The 24,576-nt window shown below is 68.1% G+C and carries 21 protein-coding genes; 12 read left to right on the forward strand and 9 right to left on the reverse strand.

Annotated elements, in window-relative coordinates:
* Positions 1 to 13: 13 nt before the first annotated feature.
* The 7 genes from gcvT to AC6CHY_RS15115 all read left to right on the forward strand — a co-directional run bounded on the left by gcvT (position 14) and on the right by AC6CHY_RS15115 (position 8,258).
* Entirely contained in the window at positions 14 to 1,126 is a 1,113-nt protein-coding gene (gcvT, locus tag AC6CHY_RS15085; protein ID WP_498227224.1) for a glycine cleavage system aminomethyltransferase GcvT, read from the forward strand.
* 86 nt (positions 1,127 to 1,212) lie between these two features.
* Complete coding sequence (gene gcvH, locus AC6CHY_RS15090; protein WP_217390034.1) at positions 1,213 to 1,593, forward strand: glycine cleavage system protein GcvH; 381 nt, start codon at positions 1,213 to 1,215, stop codon at positions 1,591 to 1,593.
* Positions 1,590 to 2,909 (forward strand): serine hydroxymethyltransferase, encoded by a 1,320-nt coding sequence (glyA, locus tag AC6CHY_RS15095; protein WP_498227225.1) that lies wholly within the window; start codon positions 1,590 to 1,592, stop codon positions 2,907 to 2,909. The genes gcvH and glyA overlap by 4 nt, the downstream gene beginning before the upstream one ends.
* 157 nt (positions 2,910 to 3,066) lie before the next feature.
* Positions 3,067 to 4,476 carry an L-serine ammonia-lyase gene (locus AC6CHY_RS15100; RefSeq protein ID WP_217390035.1) on the forward strand — a complete coding sequence of 470 codons (1,410 nt, stop codon included), beginning with the start codon at positions 3,067 to 3,069 and terminating at the stop codon, positions 4,474 to 4,476.
* 63 nt (positions 4,477 to 4,539) lie between these two features.
* A complete protein-coding gene (locus AC6CHY_RS15105) occupies positions 4,540 to 5,061 on the forward strand; it encodes a GNAT family N-acetyltransferase (protein ID WP_498227226.1) in 522 nt (173 codons plus the stop codon).
* A 494-nt stretch (positions 5,062 to 5,555) separates the two neighbouring features.
* On the forward strand, positions 5,556 to 6,914 hold the full coding sequence (gene mgtE, locus AC6CHY_RS15110) for a magnesium transporter (protein ID WP_498227227.1): 1,359 nt from the start codon (positions 5,556 to 5,558) through the stop codon (positions 6,912 to 6,914).
* A gap of 198 nt (positions 6,915 to 7,112) precedes the next feature.
* Positions 7,113 to 8,258, forward strand: a complete 1,146-nt coding sequence (locus tag AC6CHY_RS15115; RefSeq protein ID WP_498227228.1) for a baeRF2 domain-containing protein — start codon at positions 7,113 to 7,115, stop codon at positions 8,256 to 8,258.
* Between the two features lie 93 nt (positions 8,259 to 8,351).
* On the opposite strand, the gene AC6CHY_RS15120 is transcribed toward AC6CHY_RS15115, so the two are convergent.
* Positions 8,352 to 9,446: a metal ABC transporter solute-binding protein, Zn/Mn family gene (locus AC6CHY_RS15120; RefSeq protein ID WP_498227229.1), complete on the reverse strand. Its 1,095-nt coding sequence runs from the start codon at positions 9,444 to 9,446 to the stop codon at positions 8,352 to 8,354.
* 124 nt (positions 9,447 to 9,570) lie between these two features.
* On the reverse strand, positions 9,571 to 10,887 hold the full coding sequence (locus AC6CHY_RS15125; protein ID WP_217390040.1) for a YibE/F family protein: 1,317 nt from the start codon (positions 10,885 to 10,887) through the stop codon (positions 9,571 to 9,573).
* 245 nt (positions 10,888 to 11,132) lie between these two features.
* On the opposite strand from AC6CHY_RS15125, the gene AC6CHY_RS15130 reads away from it, so the two are divergent.
* Positions 11,133 to 11,825, forward strand: a complete 693-nt coding sequence (locus AC6CHY_RS15130; RefSeq protein ID WP_498227230.1) for a class I SAM-dependent methyltransferase — start codon at positions 11,133 to 11,135, stop codon at positions 11,823 to 11,825.
* On the opposite strand, the gene AC6CHY_RS15135 is transcribed toward AC6CHY_RS15130, so the two are convergent.
* The 4 genes from AC6CHY_RS15135 to AC6CHY_RS15150 form a co-directional block, all read right to left on the reverse strand.
* On the reverse strand, positions 11,812 to 13,296 hold the full coding sequence (locus AC6CHY_RS15135; protein WP_498227231.1) for a gamma-aminobutyraldehyde dehydrogenase: 1,485 nt from the start codon (positions 13,294 to 13,296) through the stop codon (positions 11,812 to 11,814). The genes AC6CHY_RS15130 and AC6CHY_RS15135 overlap by 14 nt on opposite strands.
* Entirely contained in the window at positions 13,293 to 13,691 is a 399-nt protein-coding gene (locus AC6CHY_RS15140; RefSeq protein ID WP_498227232.1) for a cupin domain-containing protein, read from the reverse strand. The genes AC6CHY_RS15135 and AC6CHY_RS15140 overlap by 4 nt, the downstream gene beginning before the upstream one ends.
* A complete protein-coding gene (locus AC6CHY_RS15145; protein WP_498227233.1) occupies positions 13,688 to 15,154 on the reverse strand; it encodes an NAD(P)/FAD-dependent oxidoreductase in 1,467 nt (488 codons plus the stop codon). Before AC6CHY_RS15145 ends, AC6CHY_RS15140 begins: the two co-directional genes overlap by 4 nt.
* Positions 15,155 to 15,231: 77 nt before the next feature.
* The gene (locus tag AC6CHY_RS15150; RefSeq protein WP_498227234.1) at positions 15,232 to 16,899 is read right to left on the reverse strand and encodes an amidohydrolase; all 1,668 of its coding nucleotides are present in this window, start codon (positions 16,897 to 16,899) and stop codon (positions 15,232 to 15,234) included.
* A gap of 132 nt (positions 16,900 to 17,031) precedes the next feature.
* On the opposite strand from AC6CHY_RS15150, the gene AC6CHY_RS15155 reads away from it, so the two are divergent.
* A complete protein-coding gene (locus tag AC6CHY_RS15155; RefSeq protein WP_498227235.1) occupies positions 17,032 to 17,730 on the forward strand; it encodes a TetR/AcrR family transcriptional regulator C-terminal domain-containing protein in 699 nt (232 codons plus the stop codon).
* Between the two features lie 74 nt (positions 17,731 to 17,804).
* Here the strand turns inward: AC6CHY_RS15155 and AC6CHY_RS15160 are convergent, their stop codons facing one another.
* Complete coding sequence (locus tag AC6CHY_RS15160; RefSeq protein WP_498227236.1) at positions 17,805 to 18,275, reverse strand: hypothetical protein; 471 nt, start codon at positions 18,273 to 18,275, stop codon at positions 17,805 to 17,807.
* A 10-nt stretch (positions 18,276 to 18,285) separates the two neighbouring features.
* A complete protein-coding gene (locus AC6CHY_RS15165) occupies positions 18,286 to 20,202 on the reverse strand; it encodes a primary-amine oxidase (RefSeq protein ID WP_498227237.1) in 1,917 nt (638 codons plus the stop codon).
* 179 nt (positions 20,203 to 20,381) lie between these two features.
* On the opposite strand from AC6CHY_RS15165, the gene AC6CHY_RS15170 reads away from it, so the two are divergent.
* Together AC6CHY_RS15170 and AC6CHY_RS15175 are read left to right on the forward strand one after the other, a co-directional pair.
* Positions 20,382 to 20,993, forward strand: coding sequence for a TetR/AcrR family transcriptional regulator (locus AC6CHY_RS15170; RefSeq protein WP_498227238.1), 612 nt, complete (start codon positions 20,382 to 20,384; stop codon positions 20,991 to 20,993).
* A gap of 133 nt (positions 20,994 to 21,126) precedes the next feature.
* Positions 21,127 to 22,056 carry an AraC-like ligand-binding domain-containing protein gene (locus AC6CHY_RS15175; RefSeq protein WP_498227239.1) on the forward strand — a complete coding sequence of 310 codons (930 nt, stop codon included), beginning with the start codon at positions 21,127 to 21,129 and terminating at the stop codon, positions 22,054 to 22,056.
* Here AC6CHY_RS15175 and AC6CHY_RS15180 read toward each other — a convergent pair.
* Positions 22,017 to 22,649 (reverse strand): TetR family transcriptional regulator, encoded by a 633-nt coding sequence (locus AC6CHY_RS15180; RefSeq protein WP_498227240.1) that lies wholly within the window; start codon positions 22,647 to 22,649, stop codon positions 22,017 to 22,019. The genes AC6CHY_RS15175 and AC6CHY_RS15180 overlap by 40 nt on opposite strands.
* Positions 22,650 to 22,828: 179 nt before the next feature.
* Here AC6CHY_RS15180 and AC6CHY_RS15185 point away from each other — a divergent pair, with 179 nt between their 5' ends.
* Positions 22,829 to 24,517, forward strand: a complete 1,689-nt coding sequence (locus AC6CHY_RS15185) for an amidohydrolase (RefSeq protein WP_498227241.1) — start codon at positions 22,829 to 22,831, stop codon at positions 24,515 to 24,517.
* The last annotated feature ends 59 nt before the right edge of the window (positions 24,518 to 24,576 follow it).

A 24,576-nucleotide genomic window follows, 5' to 3' on the forward strand; every position in this document is an offset into this window, starting at 1 on the left:
GAAAGGTAGCTTGATGAGCGACCCGAAGAAAACCTCCCTGCATGCCAAGCATGCGGAACTTGGCGCGTCCTTCACCGACTTCGGCGGTTGGGACATGCCGCTGAAGTACGGTTCGGAACTGGCCGAGCACAAGGCCGTGCGCGCCACCGCCGGCCTGTTCGACCTCTCCCACATGGGCGAGGTCTGGGTCGAGGGACCCGACGCCGCAACGTACCTGAACACCGCGCTGGCGGGCAACATGGCGGTCATGAAGATCGGCAAGGCCAAGTACTCGGTGATCTGCAGCGAAGACGGCGGCATCATCGACGACCTGATCACCTACCGCCGCGGCGAGGAAAAGTTCCTGGTCGTGCCCAACGCCGGCAACGCCCCGGTGGTTGCCGCCGCCCTGGCCGAGCGCGCCAAGGGCTTCGACGTCACCGTCACCGACGCGTCGGCGGAAACCTCGCTGATCGCCGTGCAGGGCCCGGCCGCCGTGGCCATCCTGCACGAGCTGGTGGCGGAATCCGCCAAGTCGCTCGTCTCCGACATGAGCTACTACGCGGCCGACGAAACCGCTGTCGCGGGCGTCGACGTGCTGCTGGCCCGCACCGGCTACACCGGCGAGGACGGCTTCGAGCTGTACGTGCCCAACGAGCTGGCTGCGGAACTCTGGGACGCATTGATGGCCGCCGGCGCCAGCCACGGGTTGGTCCCCGCCGGCCTGGCATGCCGCGACTCGCTGCGCCTGGAAGCGGGCATGCCGCTGTACGGTAACGAGCTTTCCCTTGAGGGAAACCCGTTCGAGGCCAACCTCGGCCCGATCGTGTCCTTCAAGAAGGAAGAGGACTTCGTGGGCCGCAAGGCACTGGAGGCCATCAAGGCCGAAGGCGCCAAGCGGACCCTGGTGGGCCTGAAGGGCCTGGGGCGTCGCGCCGGCCGCGGCGGCTACCCGGTGTCCGTCGACGGTGCGCAGATCGGCGCCGTCACCTCCGGCCAGCCTTCGCCGACCCTGGGCTACCCGGTGGCCCTGGCCTACGTGGCCCCGGAGTTCGCCGAGGTCGGCACGAAGGTCGATGTTGACCTGCGTGGCAAGCCCGAGGCATTCGAAGTCGTCGCACTGCCGTTCTACACCCGAGCCAAGTAACGTTGTCGGTGGCGGGCGCGACGCGTCCCGCCACCGATCAACCGGCTTAACTTCTTTACCCACATTCTTTGAGAGGAAACACCCCCATGAGCAAGGTTCTCGCATCCCTTCGTTACTCGGCCGAACACGAATGGGTCGACGCCTCGACCCCGACCAAGGTCGGCATCTCCCAGGTTGCGGCAGACGCCCTGGGCGACGTCGTGTACGTTGACCTGCCCGAGGTTGGCGACACCGTCACCGCAGGCGAGACCTGTGGCGAAGTCGAGTCGACCAAGTCGGTCTCCGACCTGTACGCCCCGGTCACCGGCACCATCGTCGAGGTCAACCAGGAGGCCATCGACAACCCGGCCATCCTGAACGAGGACCCGTACGGCGCCGGCTGGCTGTTCACCGTTGAGGTCACCGAGGAGGGCCCGCTGCTCTCGGCAGCAGACTACGCCTCCGCAAACGGCGGCGACGTAGCGTGACCGCAGTGTTCGAATCCCTTGCCCCTGCGTCGCTGACGCAGGACATCGGGACCCTGGATCCGGAGATTGCGGAGCGCATCGACGCGGAGCTGGCGCGCCAGCAGCGCGGGCTGGAGATGATCGCCTCGGAGAACCACACGGCCCTGGCCGTGATGCAGGCGCAGGGCTCGGTGCTGACCAACAAGTACGCCGAGGGCTACCCGGGCAAGCGCTACTACGGCGGCTGCGAGGAGGTCGACGTCGTGGAGACCCTGGCCCTGGAGCGGGTCAAGGCGCTGTTCGGCGCGGAGTTCGCGAACGTGCAGCCGCACTCCGGCGCGCAGGCCAACGCCTCGGTGATGCACGCGCTGATCCGCCCGGGCGACACCATCATGGGCCTGAACCTGGCCCACGGCGGGCACCTGACCCACGGCATGAAGATCAACTTCTCCGGCCGCCTCTACAACATCGTCCCCTACGGGGTCGAGGAGGACACCCTGGTGGTGGACATGGACAAGGTCGAGGCCCTGGCCCTGGAGCATAAGCCGAAGATGATCGTCGCCGGCTGGTCCGCCTACCCGCGCCAGCTGGACTTCGCCCGCTTCCGCGAGATCGCCGACAAGGTCGGGGCGTACCTGTTCGTGGACATGGCGCACTTCGCCGGCCTGGTGGCCGCGGGGCTGCACCCCTCCCCGGTGCCGCACGCCCACGTCGTCTCCTCCACCACGCACAAGACCCTTGCCGGCCCGCGCGGCGGGATCATCCTGACCAACGACGCGGACATCGCCAAGAAGGTCAACTCCGCGGTGTTCCCCGGCCAGCAGGGCGGCCCGCTGGAGCACGTGATCGCGGGCAAGGCCGTGGCCTTCAAGATCGCCGCGACGCCCGAGTTCAAGGAGCGCCAGGAACGCACCCTGGCCGGGGCGCGGATCCTGGCCGAGCGCCTCACCGCACCGGATGTCGCGGCGGCGGGCATCAGCGTGCTCACCGGCGGCACCGACGTGCACCTGGTCCTGGTGGATCTGCGGAACTCCCAGCTGGACGGCCAGCAGGGCGAGGACCTGCTGGCGAAGGTGGAGATCACGGTGAACCGCAACGCTGTCCCCTTCGACCCGCGCCCGCCGATGGTCACCAGCGGCTTGCGCATCGGCACCCCGGCCCTGGCCACCCGCGGCTTCTCCGAGGCAGCCTTCGTGGAGGTCGCCGACATCATCGCCGAGACCCTCATCGCCGGCACCCAGGAGAACAACGAGGCAACGCTCGCGGCCCTGAAGGACCGCGTGCACGCCCTGGCCAACGCCCACCCGCTGTACCCGGAACTGGCCAAACTGGTCTAGTCCCGGACTCCTTGCATGACGCCGCGAGCCCGGGACCAGAACGGTCCCGGGCTCGCGGTCTTTGCACCGCATGCCGTGTTGCACGTCACACGCCTCGTGTTTCCGCCGTCCACCATCGAGAACTCCCGCAGCAGTACCTACGAAGGAAGCTTGTTCAATGGCTATCAGTGTTTTTGATCTTTTCACCGTCGGCATTGGGCCATCGTCGTCACACACGGTGGGACCCATGCGCGCCGCCCACGCCTTTGCCGCAAAGCTGGTGCGCGAGGAAAAACTCGTGCAGACCGCATCGCTGCGTGTAGATGTCTACGGGTCGCTTGCCGCCACCGGCCGCGGCCACGGAACCTTCACCGCGATCATGCTGGGCCTCGAGGGCTACGAGCCCGAGGCCATCCTGCCCGCCGAGGTCGATACGCGACTTGACGACATGGCGGCGACCGGCAAGCTGCAATTGTGCAAGGCGCTGGGGGAGGGCAAGGAAATCGACTACAAGGTCGAGGACATGATCCAGCACCCGCTCACGGTGCTGCCGCGGCACACCAACGGCATGAAGATGGCTGCCTTGGATGCCGAGGGGAACGTCCTGGCCGAGGACACCTACTATTCGGTGGGTGGTGGCTTCATCGTGCGCGAGGGTGCCGAGGAAAAGCTTGCAGCCAACCTCGAGGAGGCGCTCAACGCGCAGCCCTACCCCTTCACCACCGCGGCAAAGCTGCTGGAGCACTGCGCCACCTCGGGCCTGTCCATTGCCGGGGTCATGGCCGCCAACGAAGAGGTCTACCGCTCCAAGGAGGAAATCCGGGAGGGCCTGCTGCACATCTGGCAGGTCATGGAGGACTGCAAGGATTCGGCGCTGGAACGCGAGGGAGTGTTGCCCGGCGGGCTGAAGGTCCGCCGCCGCGCTCCCGAATGGCACAAGCGCCTGGCCAAGGAAGACAAGGACCGCGACCCGGTGTACTGGCAGGAATGGGTCAACCTGGTGGCGCTTGCCGTCAACGAGGAAAACGCCTCCGGCGGGCGCGTGGTCACCGCGCCGACCAACGGCGCGGCGGGCATCATTCCCGCCGTGATGTTCTACGCGACCCACTATGCGCCCGGGGCCCAGTACTGGAACCAGGAGGAGCGCGAGGACGTGATCGTCCGGTTCATGCTCACCGCCGCCGCGATCGGCGTGCTCTACAAGGAGCAGGCCTCGATCTCTGGCGCCGAGGTCGGCTGCCAGGGCGAGGTCGGTTCCGCGTCCTCCATGGCCGCTGGCGGACTGGCCGAGATCCTCGGCGGCACCGTTGACCAGGTGGAAAACGCCGCGGAGATCGCCATGGAGCACAACCTTGGGCTGACCTGCGACCCCATCGGCGGGCTCGTGCAGATCCCGTGCATCGAGCGCAACGCCATCGCCGCTTCCAAGGCCATCAATGCGGCCAAGATGGCGCTGATGGGCGACGGCCAGCACCACGTCACGCTGGACGAGGTCATCATCACCATGCGCGAGACCGGCAAGGACATGAGCGACAAGTACAAGGAAACCGCGATGGGCGGGCTGGCCGTGAACGTGATCGAGTGCTAGGGGCGTAGTCCCGCCACGGGGCCGCGGCGCCGGGGATGGTTTCGGGCTGGTAGCCTTCGAAGCATGCTTGAAATCCGACCATTCACCGGCGCCGACGCCGCAGCAGCACTTGACGCGCGCGCCGAGCTGGACGCCGACGACTTCGACTTCCTGCTCGGCTACTCGGCCCGCCGGGGATTCGAGTCCTACCTCGAACAGCTGGCTGCCCACGAGCAGGGCCTGGGCCTGCTGCCCGGGTGGGTCCGCTCCGCACTCTGGGGAGCCTTCGACGACGGCACGCTGGTGGGCAGGACCTGCATCCGGTTCGAACTCAACGAAAACCTGCTCGCGGTCGGCGGGCACATCGGCTACGCCGTCCGCCCCGGGCATCGCAGGCGCGGCCACGCCACCGGCATCCTGCGCCTCTCGCTGGCCCAATTGGCGCAACGCAACATCGACTCGGCGCTGGTGACCTGCAGGGACGACAATGTCGGCTCGGCCCGCACCATCGAGGCCAACGGGGGAGTGCTGGAGAACCTCGTCGAGGCCAGCGACGGGCCCACCCGGAGATACTGGGTTCCCACCCGCGCGACGCCGCGTCGCTGAGCGCCCGCACTGCCCGGGGGCGGAGACCCGGATTGGCCGAACACCTGGAGCGTGGCCTAGCATGGGACAAACGCCCGGCCCCGGTGCGGCCACGCCACGGCGCTGTCTGCCAGGGGATATCCCGGCCCCAACACGGATGGAGGTGACCGCACGCATGGAAGACGGGCCTAGTCGATCTACCGCGCCGCGCGGGCAACACCTCTGTGCCCGGGATTTCCCCACCATCCAGCCATGACAGTCCTATTCCCCGCCAGGTGCCAAGCACCGGGTCGGTGAAGTCAGGATAAGACCCGCCCGGCGCCTCGCGCCGGGAATGGACCCGCTTCGAGGGCTCCAGGCTCCACGTCCATGGGGATTTCCCGTAACGGCCCTTCAGGTGCTGCGCGGCTGCTGTTTCACACACTGCCCCAGCCCACAACACCCGCTGCAAAAACGCGCCTCCGTGACCCGGAGGTCTGATGCCGGCGTGGGTGTCCACCGGAGGGAACCGGACCATGATCAAGACCCCCGCGAGCTCGTTCGATATCAGCTCGGAGCAACTGGCCAAGGCGCTGGCCGCCAACGACATAGCCGCAACGTCAAGGGTTTTCCATCCCCTGGGGACCACCGAAACCCTAGAGCAACTCGAGCGACTGAACACCATTGACAGGGCCCTGGCCTACCGCACGCTCCCCAAGGACCGTGCCCTGGAGGTCTTCGAGCGCCTTGATGCCTCGCTCCAGGCCGACTTGGTGTCCGGCCTGCAGGAAAAGGATGTCGCGGAGGTCTTTGCCTCCCTGAGCCCCGATGACCGGGTGGCCCTGCTCGACGAGCTGCCTGCCGCGGTCGCGAACCGGCTGATCCTGGGCCTGAACGCGAAGGAACGTGCGCTGACCGGCACGGTGCTGGGCTACCCGCAGGGCGCGGTCGGACGCTACATGAGCCCGGAGTTCGTGACCACCCGTCCCGGGCTCGGCGCGGGGGAGACCCTGGCGCGGGTGCGCGCCCTGCTCGACGAGGCCGAGAGCGTCTACACCATCCTCGTCACCGACGCGGGCCGCCGCCTGGTGGGAGTGGTATCGCTGCGCGATGTGCTGCGGGCCGAACCCGGGGAGCCGATCGAGGGGATCATGAAGAAGCCCATATCCGTGGCGGCTTCGCTCGATGCCGAGGAGGCCGCCCGCTACTGTGCCGACGCGAAGGTCCTGGTGCTGCCGGTGGTCGACGACGAGGAGCGCCTCGTGGGGATCCTGACGGTGGACGACGCACTGCGGATCCTGGAAGAGGCCGAGTCCGAGGATGCCGCCCGCTCCGGAGGCACCGAGCCGCTGCGCCGTCCCTACCTGGCGACGCCGGTGCGCTCGATCGTCCGGGCCCGCGTGGTCTGGCTGCTGGTGCTGGCCCTCGGTGCGACCCTGACCGTCCAGGTCATCGGCGCGTTCGAGGAGACCCTCGAGGCGCAGGTGGTGCTCTCGCTGTTCATCCCGCTGCTCATCGGCACGGGCGGGAACACCGGAAACCAGGCGGCCACCACCATCACCCGCGCCCTGGCGCTGGGGGATGTGCGCCCGCGGGACGTGCTCAAGGTATTCGTGAGGGAGGTGCGGGTCGGCGCGCTGCTGGGATTGCTGCTGGGGGCACTCGGCTTCTCGATCGCGGCGCTGGCCTTCAGCGTGCCCCTTGGCCTGGTCATTGGGCTGACGCTGCTGGGGGTGTGCACCATGGCAGCGAGCATCGGCGGGCTGATGCCGCTGCTGGGCAAGGCGGTGCGCGCGGATCCGGCGGTTTTCTCCAACCCCTTCATTTCCACGTTCGTCGATGCGGCGGGGCTGGTCATCTACTTCCTGGTCGCCACCGCCATCCTGGGTCTGTAGCCACGGGCGGCCAACCGGCGTTCGACGTGCGGCTTAAGGCACCTGTCCCGACGGCCCCCCGCAGGGCACGGATCGCACCATCGTACCTAATGAAATCGCTTTTGAGCAGACCCTTTCGGCGGGGTCTGTTCCGGTGCTACGGTGAGCAGACGGATCGAATCGGCACGCGGGCTTCCCCGCGTGGGAAGGAGCTCCCCCATGGCATCACGCGCAGGTTCCACAGGAATCGACGCCTCGCTTTACCGTCGAGAGGGCCAATGGTGTACAGCTCTCGTCGACGTTTCGCTAGGAACAACCGCGGCACAGGAAGCGGTTGATGCACTCCCTGAACACGTAGGAAAACTGCTCGGATCGCAACAGGCGTCGGAGGCGGACATTGGCGCCCTGACGGCGGCCCTGCTGCCGGCCGAGGGGCACGCGGCCCCCGTTGCCCGCTTTGTGGCGGTGAACAACGGCGAAGTCGTTGTCGACGAGATCATCGATGGGCTGAAGGTCGAGTCTGCGGACGTCGACTGCGGACCCTTCCCCAACCTGGTGGCCTTGGCACGGGCCCGCGGCGGGCAATTTCCCTACCTGGTCGCCGAAGCCGGCCGCGACGGCGGCGAGGTGCGGCTCTACCACTCCGCGGTCCAGGGTGTCGAGGACCGCCGCGGCGTCACCGGGGACCCGGACGAGGCGCACCACGCACGCAAGGTCCCGGGGCGCTACGACGAACCGAAGAACCAGTCCTCGACCGAGGAAATCTGGCGGCGCAACGCCGACGACCTGGCCAAGCAGATCGACGAGCTCGCCCGCGAAAACTACGTGAAGCTCATTGTGCTGGCCGGGGACGTCAAGGCCCGCGAACTGGTGGCCAGCAAGCTCGCACCGGCCCACCGGCCGATCACCAGCATCCTCGAACAGCACACGCGCACCGGAGGTGCGGACCAGGCGGCGTTTGCCGCCGCCGTGCAGGAGCAGATCGACGAGGTCCTGGGCAGGGACGTGCAGGATCTCTCCGACCGGGTGGCAAACCGCAGTGGAAACGGCCGGACGGAACTGGCCCTGGGCTTCGACGAAGTCGTCGCGGCACTGCAGCAGGCACAGGCCGAAACGGTGCTGGTGGGCCAGTACCAGGACGATGAGACGCTCATTGCCCTGGACGCGGACCCGTGGCTCTGCGGCGAGGACTCGGAGGAACACTCCGACTCGGTGATCGGCGCCTGGCCGGCGCCGGAGGTGCTCCTGCGGGCCACGGCGCTGACGGACGCCGCCATCCGCTACGTGCCCGAGGGCGTGCTGCCCGACGGCGTGGGCATCGCCGCATTGCTGCGGTGGCCCAAGACCACGGATGCGGGCGACTGAGGGCAAGAGAAGAGGACATGAAAGGGCCCGGCGGCCGTCGAACCGGAGATCGGTTCGACGGCCGCCGGGCCTTGTGGCGCCTGCGGGTCCCGGCTACTTGGCCACGGACTCCATGGCCTGGATGTTGGAACCCATCCACGAGACGTAGTCGGTGTTCTCCGGCAGGGTCTCGGTGAAGTCGACGACCGGGACCTTCGCGCCCTCGGCCTGCTTGCGGATGCGTTCGGTCTGCGGGCTCTCAGTCTGGGTGTTGTAGGCCAGGACGTCGATGTCCCCGGCCTCGAAGCGCTTGCCCATCTCGTTGAACGCCTGGGGGGAGACCTCGCCGCCGCCCTCGATGGATTCGCTCAGGCCCTCCGGGGTGGCATCCACCATGCCCATGTCGGTGAGCAGGTGGAAGGGGACCGGCTCGGTCATGGCGAACTTCTTGCCGTCCAGTGCGCCGTGCAGCTTCTCGACTCGGGCCTCGAGTCCCTTCAGGTCGCTGGTCAGTGCCGCGGCATTTTCGGTGAAGACTGCGGCCGACTCGGGCTTCAGGGTGCCCATGCGCTTCGCGATCTCGTCGGTGAGCATGCGCATGGATTCAAGGTCGTACCAGATGTGCTCGTTGAAGGCGCCGTGGGCGTGGCCCTCATGCCCCTCGGCCTCTGCGGTTTCGTCGGCGTGCTCGTCGTGTGCCGCGTGCTCTTCGGCGGTTTCGCCGGCGTGCTCGTCGTGTGCCGCATGCTCCTCGGCGGTTTCGCCGGCGTGCTCGTCGTGGGCTGTCGCTTCGTCCGCGTGTTCGTCGGCTGCGCCTTCCTCGCCTTCCGCGATCGGCGAGGTGTCCACGGCGTTGACGAGGGTGGCGTCCGAAAGCTTCAAGTCCTTGGCCAGGACGTCCATGAACGCGTCGTATCCGCCGCCATTGGCCACGACCAGCTGCGCCTTGGACAATGCCAGCTTGTCTCGCGACGTGGCCTCGTAGGAATGCGGGTCCTGCGACACGGAATTGATGACGGGGGTTGCCTCCACCTCGTCGCCGCCGATCCGGCTCACCAGGTCGGCGTAGACGGTGGTGCTGGTGACCACCTGCAACCTGTCCTGCCCGGCGGGGACCGATTCCTGGCTTGCGGCGTTTCCGCCGCAGGCCGCCAAGGCGAGGGTGCCGGCGAGGGCCAGGGGGACAAGGCGAAGAGTTCGACGATTCATGGGTGAAGCGATCCTTTGGGGACATGTGGCGAGTGCGTACGGATATCCACTCTAACCTAAACAAGAACCATTATCGTTTACTTGTGAGGAAAACGTCCACGGGGCGGGACTCCGTGGACGCCGGTTAGTCTATGCCGGACGCCGCTGTGGCGTCGGCGCCCTCCGGCCTGAGGGCCCGACGGCCCGACGCGCGGGAAACGGCTGTTTCCCCGGGCCCGGTGACCTCGCCGGAGCCCTTGGCGCCGGGGCCGACCGCCTTGACCACGGCCACCGCGATGGCGGTGGTCACGGGAATTGCCAGCACCAGGCCGATGGATCCCACGAGGATCCGAATGACTTCCTCGGCCATTTGTCCGGTGGTGAGCGTGTCGATCAGCGGGCGGTTGTACAGGCTCACCAGCACCAGGATCGGCAGGGCGGCTCCGGCGTAGGCGAAGGCAATGGTGTAGACGGTCGAGGCGATGTGGTCGCGGCCGATGCGCATCCCCGAAGCGAAAAGTTGCCGCGCCGTGGAATGCGGGGCGATTTCGGCCAGTTCCCACACGGCGGAGGACTGGGTGATGGTCACGTCGTTGAGCACGCCCATGCCGGCAATGAGCAGCCCGCACAACAGCAGTCCGGAGAGGCTGAGCTCGGGCACCACGGTGCTCAGGGTCAGGGCCGAATCCTCCGTGGCGCCGGTCAGCGCCGCCGCATCCGTGGCCCAGGTGGCAATGGCCGCGGTGACCCCCAGGCCGAACAGCGTCCCGAGCAGGGCCGTGGAGGTCCTGGCCGAGAAGCCGTGGGCGAAGTACAAGGCCGCGAACATGACAATGGTGGAGGTGGTCAGCCCGACAATCATGGGGGACTTGCCCTCGAGCAGGGCCGGGATCATGAAGCTGACGATGAAGAACAACCCGCCGGCGAGTCCGGCCAGGGCGCGCAGCCCGCGCCATCGCGCCACCCAGCACACCACCACCGCATAGGCGATGCCCAGCAATGCCAGCGGGGTCGAGCGCACGAAGTCAACGAAGACATAGGGTGCCGAGGAATCGGTGGTGTGCGACAGGTCGAGGTACTTGATCTTGTCGCCGGCCACCAGCGGACGTGACTGGGTCGTTTCCGGGGGAACCTCCAGGGCAAAGGACGCGCCGCCCGTTTCGGGGGCGACATAGGAAATGTCGCAGAGCAGTTCCTTGCCGCCGACCTCATCCAACCCCTCGGTGGAGGGACAGGTCTCGCTCACGGTCCGGGTAACGGTCCCGGTGGAGAGCTCCACCCCGTTCGCGGTGTTGAAAACGTCGTTGAGTGGCGACTTTGTGATGTTTCCGCTGGGCCAGAGCATGATGGTTGCCACCAGGGCCAGCACCCCCACGGGGGCGAGCAGGATCCAGAGGATGAGGTTGGCGCGTCGGCGCCGGGCCGGGTCAACGAGTACGTCCGCGTGGTGGTGTCCACCCATGAAAGGTTCAGCTCCAGATCGATTGCGTGCCGTGTCTCCCCAAGAGACCCCCACCAGAACAGTGTAGCGATTCGGCCAGGGCGCAGGGCCCCATGGCTTTCGCCGAGCACGCCGCGAGTGGTCACGGCGTGCGTGCAAATCGCGTTCCAAGCTGCCGCGAGCCTCGGGGTGTCGCGAGGACGGGCAGTCGACATGGCATGGGAGGCGCGGGACCGGACCCCGTGCCAGGAACTAGACTCGGTCCCATGTCCACTTCCCGCGTTTGCGCCGCCTACTCGGAGAGGGCCGACGAGTACATCGAGGCCTGCGGATCGATGGGCGATGTCCATCCGGAGGATCTTGCGCTGGTGCGCAGATTCGCGAAACTGGCCGGCGGCCGCATCGTTGATGCCGGTTGCGGCCCGGGTCATTGGACGGACTTCCTCCAAGAACACGGGAGCGAGGTGGAGGGTGTCGATCTTTCCCCGGCATTCATCGATCGTGCCCGGCAAAGATTCCCGCTCGTGCCGTTCAGGGTCGGGAACCTTGAAGCCCTGGGCATGCGGGACGGGTCCGTGGCGGGCATCCTGTCCTGGTACTCGATCATCCACACCCAACCGCGGGACGTGGGCACGATCTTGCGGGAATTTGCCCGCAGCGTCACGGCAGGCGGCTTGGTTCTCCTGGGGTTTTTCGACGGACCCGCCGTTCAGGCCTTCGAGCACCAGGTCGTGACGGCCTACCGGTGGCCGGTCCAGCGTCTTTGCGGGGAACTCGAGGCTGCCGGTTTCGCCATCCTCGAGGTCCACACGCGGACGGATCCAGGCCACCGGCCCCATGGCGCCATTCTTGCGCGCAAGCCGGGTCCCGGGTCCCGGGGCACCGACCGGCCGGCGGGGCGCGGACGTCCCGCGGATCCCGCACCCGCCCCCTGGGCCCGGACAATCAGCGCTGCCTGAAGACCGTGTCCTGCCATTGCTTGTGCACGTCGGTGTCGTGGGAGATGAGCACGTGCTTGACGTTGGTGTACTCCTCGAAGGAGTAGCTGCTCATGTCCTTGCCGAAGCCCGAGGCCTTGTAGCCGCCGTGCGGCATTTCCGAGACGATCGGGATGTGCTCGTTGACCCATACGCAGCCGGCCTGGATCTCCGCGGCGGCACGCATGGCGAGGTTGACGTTGTTGGTCCAGGCGGAGGCTGCCAGTCCGTACGGGGTGTCGTTGGCCAGCTCGATGGCCTCGTCCTCGGTCTCGAAGGGAAGGGCGACCAGCACGGGTCCGAAGATCTCCTCCTGCACGATTTCGCTGTCCTGGGCGGCGCCGGTGATCAGCGTGGGGCGGTAGAAGGCGCCGGGCACGTCGGGGGCCACGCCTCCGGCACGCACCGTCGCGCCGGCCTCCTTGGCGCGCTCGACCATGGACGCGACCTTGTCGCGGTGCCGGTGGGAGATCAGCGAGCCCATGTCGGTGTCTTCGCTGGCGGGGTCGCCCACGACCATGGTGTCCATGAGTTCGGCCACGCGGGAGGTGAACGCCTCGAAGAGCGAGGAATGCACGTAGGCGCGGGTTGCCGCGGTGCAGTCCTGGCCGCCGTTGATGGTGGATCCTGCCACCGCGCCGTGGGCCGCGGCCTCCACGTCGGCGTCCTTGAAGACCACCAGGGGTGCCTTGCCGCCGAGCTCCAGATGGACGCGCTTCCCCGTTGCCGCGGCCATTTCCATGATGCGCCGTCCCACGGCGGTGGAGCCGGTGAAGGAGCTCATGACCACGTGCGGGTGGCGGACCAGGGCCTCGCCGATCTCGCGGCCGGTGCCGACGACCACGTTGATGACGCCGTCGGGGATTCCTGCGGCGGTTGCGGCCTCGGCGAAGAGCAGCGTGGTGCCGGGGGTCAGCTCGCTGGGCTTGAGCACGATGGTGTTGCCGGCGGCGATGGCCGGCAGGATCTTCCAGGCGGCCATCTGCAACGGGTAGTTCCAGGGGGCGATGGAACCGATGACGCCGATGGCCTCGCGCCGGATCATCGAGGTGGAGTTCCCCGCGTAGTCGCCGGCGGCCTGGCCCTGCAGGTTCCGCGCAGCGCCGGCAAAGAAGTTCACGTTGTCGATGGTGCCGGGCACGTCGAACTCGTGGGCCATGCGGGTTGACTTGCCGGTCTGCGCGGTTTCCAGCTCGGCAAGCTCGTCGGCGCGGGTCTTCAGCTCGGCACCGAAGGCCAGCAGGTGGTCGGCGCGGGCGCCCGGGGTCAGCCGCGACCAGGACGTGAAGGCGGCGGAGGCCGCGGCGACGGCGTCCTCCACATCGGCAATCGAGGCGTAGTCCAGGGTCTGGGCGACCTGGCCGGTGGCCGGGTTGACCCGCTTGGCGGTCGGTCCGCGTCCGACGCGGTACGCGCCGTTGATGTACTGGTGGCCCTGGGTGGTCGTGCTCATGAATCGCTCCCGTGGTCTTCGATGGGGGTGAAATAGATCTTGCGCAGCGGTTCGGTGACGGTCCAGGTGGTGTGCATGCCGGCGCTCAGCCGCATGACGGTTCCCGGGACCAGATCGGCGGTGCGTGCCGGGTGCCCGTCGAAGGGCGCGATGACCACGGTGCCGTGCCCGGCCGTGACCACGAAGACCTCCTCGGCCTCCACATCGAACATGGATCCGGCGCCCATCTCCCAGATGCCGAACTCGGTGCCGGCCAGCATACCCAGGGACACGGCGGCGGTCGTGGTGGGTGTGGCGGGGGCCCGGTCGGAGGGGACGGGCTCGTGGTCCAGGGGGACGCGGTTCACGCGCAGCGCCTGGCCGCCCAGAAGGTGCGGGAAGCCGGGGGTGCTCACGAGTCGAACCCCATGCCGAGAGCGTCCATGGCCTTGAGGAACGGGCCGCGCCTGCCCTCGTTCCGATCGGCCTTGGCCAGTGAGTTGGTCATCAGCTTCACGCCCACCCAGGCCACCGGCTCCGGGGGGAAGGGCAGCGGCTTCTTCCTGACCATCTCCAGTTCGGTCAGCTCGGACTGGGCGCCGGAGAGCAGGTCCAGCATGACCCGTGCCCCGAAGCGCGTGGCGCCCACGCCCAGGCCGGTGTATCCGGCACAGTAGGCGACGCGGCCGCCGTGCGAGGTGTCGAAGAACGCAAAGAAGCGGCTGCAGGTGTCGATGGCCCCACCCCAGGCGTGGGAGAAGCTGATGCCCTCCAGCTGCGGGAAGGTGCCGATGAAGTGCGCGGCCAGCTTCCTGAACGTCTGGGGGTTGTTGTCGTACTGGTGCTTGACTGCCCGCCCGTAGTGGTAGACGGCGTCGTAGCCGCCGAAGAGGATGCGCCAGCCGCCGTTCTCGTCGAGGGTGGGGCGGGAGTAGTGGAAGCGGTTGTTCATGTCGGCCAGGCCCATGTTCCCCTTCCAGCCGATGGACTCGCGCTGGGCTGCGGTGAGCGGCTCGGTCATCAGGGCGTAGTCGTACACCGGGATGGTGTGCAGGCGGTGGCGCTTGAGCAGCGAGGGGAACACGTTGGTGGCCAGGGCGACCCGCTGGGCGGTGATGTGCCCGGCGCCGGTGCGGACCTCGATGGATCCGGGGGTGGAGGTGAGTTCCTCGCCGGTGGTGTGTTCGAAGATCCTCACCCCCAGCTCCAGGCACACCCGGCGCAGGCCCCAGGCCAGCTTGGCCGGGTGGACCAGCACGGTGGTGTGCCGATCCCAGCTTCCGCCCTCGAAGATCGGGGAGTTGATGTGGGTCCTCACCTCGTCGGCATCCAGGAAGGGCGCCTCGGGGTTGGCCGCCGCCTCTTCCCGCAGCAAGGGCACCTGGTGCTTTTCGGTGGCGACGGTCAGCACGCCGCTGGGTGTCAGGTCGCAGTCGATGTTGTATTTTTCGACGGTCCTGATGATGCCGGCCAGGTTTTCGGCGCCGAGCTCGGTGAGCCTGGCGTTTTCCCGGGGAAGGTGCCTCTCGCCGTTGGATTCCCCGTGGACCAGGGATGCCTCGCAGAACCCGCCGTTGCGCCCGGAGGCGGCCCAGCCGACGGTCTCTGATTCGATCAGCGTGACATCGCGGGCCGGGTCGGCTTCCTTGGCCAGCAGCGCCGTCCACAGGCCGCAGTAGCCGCCGCCGACGACCAGAAGGTCCGTGGACGCCTTGCCTTCCAGCGCGGGAAGGGCCACCGGGCGGTCGGGATGCTGCAGCCAGTAGGGGGAGTATGTGATGCCGGACAGGGACTTGTCGATGGTGGACTCGGCGATCGCTGCCTCGAAGCGGTCAAAGGAGACGGGGCTGGCGTTGGACGTGGCAGGAATGCTGCTCATGGAGGTTCCTTGCATGGAAGAAGCGAACGTGGCGTTCATGTGCAAAATGCGTGGGGAGCCGGAAGGGACCGGGCCCCCTAGACGCTTGCGGAGGCACGGGCAAAGACCGTGCGCCCGGCGGCGAGGGTGAGTTCCACCCCCACGCGGTGCAAGTCGGAGGATGGGATGGAGAACGGGTCGGCGTCCAGCAGCACCATGTCGGCCCGTGCCCCGGGACGGAGGCTGCCACCCTCGTGGTCGCGGTTCACCCAGGCGCTGCCGGCCGTGTAGCCGCGCATGGCCTCCAACACGGTGATGGCCTGCTCCGGAACCAGCGGTGGGACATCGGGGCGGTCCGGCGCGGTGCGGTTGACCGCGACGTGGATGGCCTCGAACGGGTTGGGCGTGGAGACCGGCCAGTCCGACCCCATGACCAGGTGCGCCCCGGCGTCGATCAGCGAACGGAAGGGGTACTGCCAGCCGGCGCGTTCCTCGCCCAGGATCGGGGTGGTCAGCTCCACCATCTGCTCGTCGTTGCAGGCCCAGAGCGCCTGGGCGTTGATGCTCAGGCCCAGTGCCCCGAACCGTGCCACGTCGTCGGGGTGGATGACCTGCAGGTGGGCGAGGTGGTGGCGTCCGCCGCTGGTGCCGTTGGCCGCGCGGGCGGCCTCGAGCGCATCCAGGCCCATGCGGGCGGCCCCGTCGCCGATGACGTGCAGGTGGAGGTCGAAACCCGCGGCGTCCAGCGCCACGGCAACCGCGGTGAGCACCTCGGCGGAGAGGTAGCGCAGTCCGGTGTCGCCCGGGGAGCCGGGGGCGCAATCGCAGGAGCGCAGGTAGGGCTCGAGCATGGCGGCGGTCCGGTTCTCCGCGACCCCGTCGACCATGATTTTCGCGGTGGTGGTGCGGAACCCGGCGGCGGCGTTTTCCTTCCGGCGGGCCAGGAAGTCCTCGACCAGGGCGGGTATGCCCTCAAGCGTTGTCTCGCGGGGAACCCAGAGCGCGCCCGCGGCCTGTCCGGTGAGCAGGCCCCGGGCCTGGAGCCCGCGGTAGATCCCCGAGGCATCGGCGTATCCGGCGTAGTTGCCCAGGATCGCTTCCTGCCAGCCCGTGATCCCGAAGGAGTGGAGATGCTCCTGGCCGGCCAACAGCCCCGCGCGCAGGGTTGCGTCGTCGGGGGAGGGGACGAGCGCGTTGACCACGTCCATGGCACCCTCGTGCAGGGTTCCGGTCGGGTTTCCCTGCCCGTCGCGTTCGATGCGCCCGTCGACGGGATCCGGGGTGGCAGCGGTGATTCCGGCCAGCCGGAGGGCGGCGGTGTTGACCCAGGCGCCGTGGTGGTCGCGGTTGATCAGGTAGGCGGGCCGTTCGCCCGTGACCGCGTCCAGCAGCCCGGCGGTGGGCGTGCCGCCGGGGAAATCGGCCATGGACCAGCCGCCGCCGGTGATCCAGCCCCCGGCGGTGGAGGTGGCGTAGGCGGCGATGGCCGCCAGGGTGCCCTCGATGCCTGCGGCGGCGGCGAGGTCGCAGGCCAGGGACTCTACCCCGCCCATCAGGGCGTGGACGTGGGCGTCGGTGAATCCGGGGGACAGGGCGCGGCCGTCCAGGGACACGTCGTGCAGGGGTTCCGGCAGCGCCGCGCGGACGTTCGCCTCGGGGCCCACGGCCAGGATGCGGCCGTTGCGCACCGCGACGGCGCTGCCCGGGCCGAGCGTGGTGTGGCCGTCGAATATGGTGCCTGAATGAAATAGCCAGGTCTCGCTCACGGGTGCCCTTTCGGCGGGGAGGTGCGGGGAAGGCCGCTGGACGGATGGTGTGTCCCAGTTCATAAAATCGCAACCATGGCCTAAAGTCAACGGTGTTGACTTTAGTGAGCGGCAAGGGAGCTGAATCCATCGATGGACACCAACGGACCGGCCAACGAATCGGGGGCCAGGGCGCCGGCCCCGCGCCGCCGCGCCCAGGGGCTGGGCCGGGAGGTCATCCTCGAGGCCTGCCTGAAGCTGGCAGCCGGAACCGAACCTGACGCGCTGTCCTTCCGCAAGATCGGCAAGGAACTCGGGGCCGACCCCACGGCGCTGTACCGCCACTTCGCCGACAAGGACGAGTTGCTGCTGGCGCTCGCCGACCGCGTCATTGCCAGGGGCATGGAGGGCTACCGTCCGAGTCCGAGCTGGGACGATTCGCTGCGGGACCTGATGCTGCGGACGCGGGCAAGTTTCCTGCGCTACCCGCAGGTCGCCACGTTGGCAGCCTTGCGCGTGACCCGCCAGGAGGGAGAGCTGAAATTCATCGAGGCCGTGCTCGCCGCCCTGGAGCGGGCGGGTTTCGAGCGGCGGGAGGCGGCCCTGGTCTACCGGGCCTGCGGCGACTTCATGCTGGCCTGGACCGGATTCAGTGCGGGCCTGCTGCTGCTGGGTGAGAAATCAGCGCAGGACGACGAGGCCTGGGTGCGCAGCTACGCGGAGGTCCCGGAGCAGCAATACCCGCTGGCGGTGTCGGCAGTGGCACTCATGGCGTCGGTCCAGGACGAGGACAACCACCGCTTCGCGCTGGATTTGTTGCTGGGAGGCATCGCCGCGCGGCTCGAACCCTGAGCGCGAAACGACCACGGCGAGGCACCGGGAAGAATCCGGGTGCCCCGCCGCGGCGGTGCTGCGTCGACCTCCGGCTACCGGCCGGCAGCCGAACGGGAAGCGGCCAGCCGCACGCCGATCGCGCAGAGCATCACCAGCGCCAGCTCGGCCGCGGCGACCCCCAGCATCGCGCCGGCGCCGGCGGCCGCGGCAGGGCCCTCGCCGCCGTGCCGGTGCCCGTGGACGCCCAGTGCCATGAAGGTGTGCGCCAGGGCCATGAGCGCGGACATGGCCAGCAGTTCGAGAAGGGCCGCCGGGTTTCCCCAGGCCCGGTGCGCGCACTTGAGGCACACCAGCACCATGGCACCCAGGACGGCGCCCACCCACGGCCCGTGCGGGAACGCGACCATGACCCACACATGCCCCAGGCCCAGTGCCACGGCCAGTGCGGCAACGCTCCGCGCGTAGGCCACCGGCCCCGTCACCCGGGCCGCGCGGGTCCGCACGCTCGCCCCGATCCGCGGCGCGGGCCACGCGGCGGGGGCGCCGGCAAGATTCGTGGTCATGGCGTGCCGACTAGGAGTGGCAGGACTTGCCGGTTGCCGGGGCCGGGACATCCAGGACCGGCGAGCGGTCGAAGAAGCCCTCGGGACGCAGCTTGAAGCCGACGGTGTCCACCGGCATGATGGGCCAGTCCTCCGGGCGCGGGAAGTGGGTGAGCCCGAAGGTGTGCCACAGGACGATCTCCTCGCCGTCGATGTTGCGGTCAGCCTTGACCCATTCGGGCAGCCCCGCACCGCCGGCATGCTGGTTTACGAAGTCGCCGGTCGGGTAGCGCTGGCCCTCGGTGGCCGGGGTGACCCACAGCGCCTTCGAGGCAAAGGTGGCGCGGCGGTGGATCGAGGAATCCTCGTCGGCCAGCAGCGTGGGGTTGCCCTGGGGGTGCAGCTTGTAGCCCACCGGGTGGCCCAGGCGGTTTTTCGATTCGGGGTTTGAGACGACCCAGGTGCGGCCCTTGGTGCCGTCGGCATCGCGGATGGCCTCGGATTCGCGGGTGAAGACCGTGCGCTTGCGCGAGAACGCATTGCCGCGCAGGTTCTCCGGGCCTGTCGGGACCCGCACGACGTCCTCCTCCTCGACGCGGCCCGGGCCGCCGTCCAGGGCGAAGTCCAGCCGTGCCCCGAAGAGATGCTGGTGGTAGGGGGCGCCAAGGCCCGGGGCCAGCTCGGAGGCGTAGGGGGTTTCCCCGTCGGGCAGGGCGCTGGTGAACACGATGCCCGTGGCCTTGGCCTCGAACTCGATGGTTCCGTCGAGGTAGAGGTACCAGTAGAAGCCGTAGTCGTAGTTGCCGATGGTGGTGAAGAAGGAAATCACCAGGCGGCGGTTGCGGCGCGTGTAGTTGATGCCGCTCCACAGATCCGAGTGCTTGGCCAGGATCGAGTAGTCCTCCTCGTGCATGCAGATGCCGTTGCGGATGGTGCGGGCCTCGCCGCGCGCGTTGGAGACCACGGGGGAGATGTAGTGGATCTCGCCCAGGCAGTCGCAGCCCAGCTCGAGCGAGTTCGCGAACTGGCCCACCAGGTATTCGCCGGTGTCGAAGTAGTTCTGCCAGCTGCGCACCGGGGACGGGTCGCCGTAGGGGACCACCATCTCGGCAATGGAGGCGCGGTTCAGGATGCGCCGCGGTGCACCCTTGTCCTCGAAGGAGATGTTGTGCAGCACGAGGCCCTCGCGGACGTCGAAGCCCACGTCCAGGCTCCACTTTTCCCACTCGACGTGGTTGCCCCCGGCGACGGTGAAGCTGGGGCCCTCGGGCTGGGTGATGGATATCGGCTTCTGCGTGGTGCGCAGCTCTCCGGTGAGCTCCGGGTCGGTGTAGTTGCCGTGCTCGGTCGGGATCGGGACGACGCCCAGGTCGATGACCTGGTCCACGCTGCGGTTTCCCACATCCACATAGCCGACCAACCCGTCGACGGGGTGGGCCCAGGCCGAGTCCTCGGGGTGGTCCTGCACGAAGGCCAGACCGCGCAGGATGCGGCGGCCGGATTCCTCCGGGTACTCGAACACGCCGGCCGACAGCGGGGCGACGCGCACCTTCTCCACGTCGAGATTCCGCTTGGCCAGCGCCTCGAGCCAGCGCGGGTCCTGCGCGAGAAGCTGCTCGACGACCTCGAACTCCTCCTCCAGCACCGGCAGCTCGCCGCTGGTGGCGGTGTCCAGCTCGATCACGCTTTCCACCCTGGCGTGGGTCACGGAGACCACGACGTCCTTGGGAGCGGCGCCGGCGACATCAAGGAGGAAGGCGCGGAAGCGGCGATCGACTTCCTTGGTGCCGCGTCGCGGATCCTCAAGCCCCAGGTAGGCAACGCGGGCCGAGTCGGGGAAGTGTCCGTTCTCGGCGAGGATGGCGCGCACTGCCGCGATTTCCTGTTCGGTGGCAAGCGAGTAGGCGCCGAGGCCCGTCTGCTGGTCGGTGGCGTTGCTGAGGGTCATGGCTTTGCCCTTTCAAAAGGATGGTGGTGCGAGACGTGCATTACCGGAAGCGGTGACGTGCACCACGTTTTTATTCTCTAGCTGTAGAGAATAACTGCGTTTCGCCTCCGTGGCAAGGGGTCGGTGCATTGGCGGGGCGCTGCGCCCGGGGTGGCGGGGGGATCCGTAGGATGGGTGGCATGCCAAAGATTGTCGACCATGATGCCCGCCGCCTCGAACTTGTCGAGGTCACCTGGAGGGTCATTGCCCGCCGGGGCTTCGACGGGGTGACCTTGCGGGACATCGCCGCCGAGGCCGGATTCGCCAACGGGGCGCTGAAGCCCTACTTCCCCACCCGGGCCAGCCTGATGCGGGCGACCTTCACGCACGTCTTCGGTCGCACCAACGAACGCATCCGGGGTGCCACGGCGGGGCTCGAGGGGCTCGAGGCATTGCGGAGGTTCGCCATGGAAGTGCTTCCGCTGGATGTCGACCGGCTGGACGAGGCGCGCGTGGTGATCCCGTTTTGGCAGATGGCCATCCATGAGCCGGAGTTCGCCGCGGTCAACGACGAGGCCATGGCCCAGTGGCGGCTGTGGATCGGTCGTTGGATCGCCCGCGGTGTCGAGATCGGGGAGATCCGGCCGGAGGTCAGGTCGGCGGCGGCCGGCGAGGCGCTGTTGACGTTTCTCATGGGAGCGCAGGTGGTGGCGGTCCTGGACGCCGCATTCAACAGCCCCCGGCAACTGGGTGAGCAGCTGGAGGCGCACCTGCGCACGTTGGCGGCACGGGCTGTCCCCGGCGCGGGTTAAAACCTCCGAGCAGAGAAAAAACGTGACTTTGGGGGCCATTCCGCGTACATTGGCAACAATGTGACGCCACTCACCCCGCGCCGGTTTGTCCGCGGTGCGGGGCGTGGCCGGATTGGGGAAAGGTCGCTAGCTCGTGTACCAAGTGCAGCATGTTGATTCGTTCAGCTCGTGGAAGACGCTCGTTTCGAGCGCCTTCGTGCCGCTGTGTTCCGAACCCATCCGGGCCCAGCCATTCGAGGGGACGGTCTCCGGGGCCCAGCTGGGCCAGGTTGGCGTGATGGAGGTCGCGGCCTCGGCCCATGTGGTCCGCAGGACGGAGGAGCTGGTTGCAGCGGGGGATGCCCCCCGCTTCAAGATCAACCTGCAGCTCGCCGGCCATGGACTGCTCCTGCAAGGCGGCAGGGAGACCGTGCTGCGCCCCGGTGAGCTGGCCATCTATGACACCCAGCGGCCTTATACGATGCTCTTTGACGGGGATTTCCGCACGCTGGTGCTGATGTTTCCACAGCACCAGCTGGGGCTTCCGGTCGGCGACGTCGCGGAACTGACGGCGGTCGCATTCGGTTCGGGGAATCCGCTGGGGCGCGCTGTCACGCCGTTCCTGGCCCAGTTGGCCCAGATGCTGCCGCAATTGGCCGGCCCCGTGGGGCGGCGCCTTGCCGCCAATGCGGTCGACATCGCCGGGAGCATGCTGGCCAGTGAAATCCACGAGCGCAACGCGCTGGGCGACGGGGCCCGGCTGCGCCAGGTCCTCGCGATCCAGGACTACATCGAGGACCATATTCCGGACCCTGAGCTGTCCCCGGGTTCGGTGGCCGCCGCACATTACATGTCGCTGCGGAGTCTGCACAAGTTATTCGGCGAAACGGGCCACACCGTGGCCGAACTGATACGCACCCGTCGCCTCGAGCGGTGCCGCCGCGACCTGGAGGATCCCATGCAGGTGCACATTCCGGTCGGTGCCATCGGTGCGAGGTGGGGGTTGCCCGACGGCGCCCATTTCAGCAGGGTCTTCCGTGCGGCCTACGGCTGTTCGCCCACCGCGTTCCGCTTGAGTACCTGAAAAACGACCGAGTCGATCAGGATCTCGATCAGCTTCCATGACCGTTCCTCGTCGGGATCCGAGAGGTGCTGCAGGCTGATGCCATCGACGTTTGCGATGAAGGAACGCGCAATGATGTCCATGTCCCGAGGCGTCTCCACGCCCGAGACCCGTGCGCCCTCGGTGAAGATCGCGGTCGTCGAGTCGATCCAGCCCTGGTACATCGAGCGGTTGATGGCCGCTGCGCGTTCCACCTCGTCGTCGGACTTGAGCCGGTTGCGGCGCAGGAGCAGTTCAAACGTCGTGACCTGCTCGTGGGGGGTGTTCAGCATGCGCCGCCAGATCCGCGTCGCGTGGGTGCGAACCGATTCCTCCAGGTCCAGGTTGCTGTCCATGGGCTCCAGTTCCCGGGCGTAGTCCCGGCTCAGGAAATTGTAGACCTCGTCGAGCAGCTCGTCCTTGCTGCGGAAGCAATAGTGCAGCGCGGCCAGGGGCGCGTCGGCCTCCGCGGCGATCCTGCGCGTCGTTGCCGCGGCGATCCCTTCACGTGCAATTACCCGAGCGGCCGCCTCTACAAACTGGTGACTGCGATCTTTGATGGAAACGTGGGCCATTTTGGTGGGCGCCTTTCTGAGCAACTTTCATTCCATCCTACGGACCCCCTCGACAGGGCGTGGAAAGAAACTTTTCCAAACTTCTGGTCAAACGACTAAGTCATACGACATACTCTAGTTGTCACGTTAGCTGAATCACATCCAGACGCAGGAATTCCAGGAAAGGGGACTGCTGTCACATGACCAAGACCAGTCGCGGCGCAGACATCGTCGTCGTCAACGGGCAGCTTCACGGTGCCGGCCCGGAGGCCGGGAACGCCACTGCCATTGCCATCACCGGCGGGCACATTTCGGCCCTCGGCGATGCGGGGATTGCGGACCTCGTCGGCCCTTCCACGCGTGTCATCGACGCGCAGGGCGGAGCCGTCCTGCCCGGCATCAACGACGGCCACCTGCACTTCGTGGAATCGGCGGTCTCCGAACACGGAACGCTTTCGGTGGGAAGCAAGGCCGCGGCGAGCTGGGACCAGGTCGCCGGCATCCTCCGGGACGCGGTTCCCGGCAGCGACGGATGGATCCGGGCCCACGGCTGGGACGAAGCCGTCCTGGGCGACGGGGGCCCCGACTGCATCTTCGGCCTGCGCCCGGATGCCCCGCTGGTCGCCTACGACCAAACCGGGCACCAGCTGCTGCTCAACGAAACCGCTGCACGCCTGGCCTCCCTGGACTCCTGGACCGCGGGCTACCCCGACGGCGTCGTCGGCACGTTTCCCGACGGCCGCGCCAACGGCCTGCTCGTGGACGCCGCGGTCGAACTCGCCGGCAGGATCGTTCCGGCCCTGGGAATCGCCGACGTGCGCCGATGCATCCTCGCCCACCAGCGCCTCCTGCACTCGATGGGCATCACGTCCCTGACCGAACCGGGCCTGGGCCCCGGCGGCGAGGGACTTTTCGGCGGGTCCAGCGCAACGAGCAGCCTCGAGCTGCTGGCGGACCTGGCCGCCGGGAACGAATTGAGCATGCGCATCAACGTACTGCTGCTGTTTTCCTCCACGGGAGGGGCCAACGAGGAGGACGTCCGCGCGGGGCTTGCCTCGGGGTTGCCCGGCACCCTGGCCCGCCGCGGCATCAGCGACGAGCTGCTGCGCATTGCCGGGGTCAAGGTCTTCGCCGACGGAATCCCGCGCTCGGGGACGGCCTGGATGTCCGAACCCTACGAAACGCCCTGCGGCCACAGCCACGGTTCCATGGTCATCGCCGGGAACACCGAGGCCGAGCGCGAGGCCGAGCTGCACCGCATCATCGCCCGCATCCACGATGCAGGCTTCCAGGCGGGGATCCACGCCACCGGGGACGCGACCACCGACGCCGCGCTGCGGGGCATCATCGCGGCCCAGCAGGGCAACCCGCGCGACGCGCGGCACTACATCATCCACGGGGCCTTCCGCGGACCCGAGACCATTGACGCCCTCAGGCGCCACGGGGTGGGGCTGAGCACGAACCCCAGCATCCGCTCCGAGGCCGGGGCCCTGATGAAAAGGATCCTGGGCGCGGCAAGGTTCGAGGGACAGCAGCCGCTGAGGTCCCTGCTTGCGGCCGGCGTCAGCACCAACATTGCCTCCGACGCCCCGGTCACCACGCCCGACTGGCGGGAATCGGTCATCGCCGCGGTCACCCGGGACACCACCGCCGGGCCCGGTGCGGCGACCGACCCCGAGCGCGTGGGATTCGCCCAGGCCCTGGAAATGATGACCATCCAACCGGCGCGCCAGGACCACGCCGAACACCGCAAGGGCAGGCTGGCCCCCGGGTACCTCGCCGACCTGTGCATCCTGGCAAACCCCATCGACCGGGATATCCGCGCACTGCGGACAAATCCCGCCACCCACACGATTTCCAACGGCACACTCGTCCACTCGGCCACGTGAATGAACCGTTCGTCCACCGAACCGGGAACAACCAACCAACGCGACCCACAATGCTGTGG

The organism is Paeniglutamicibacter sp. GQ140 (genome assembly GCF_059759235.1).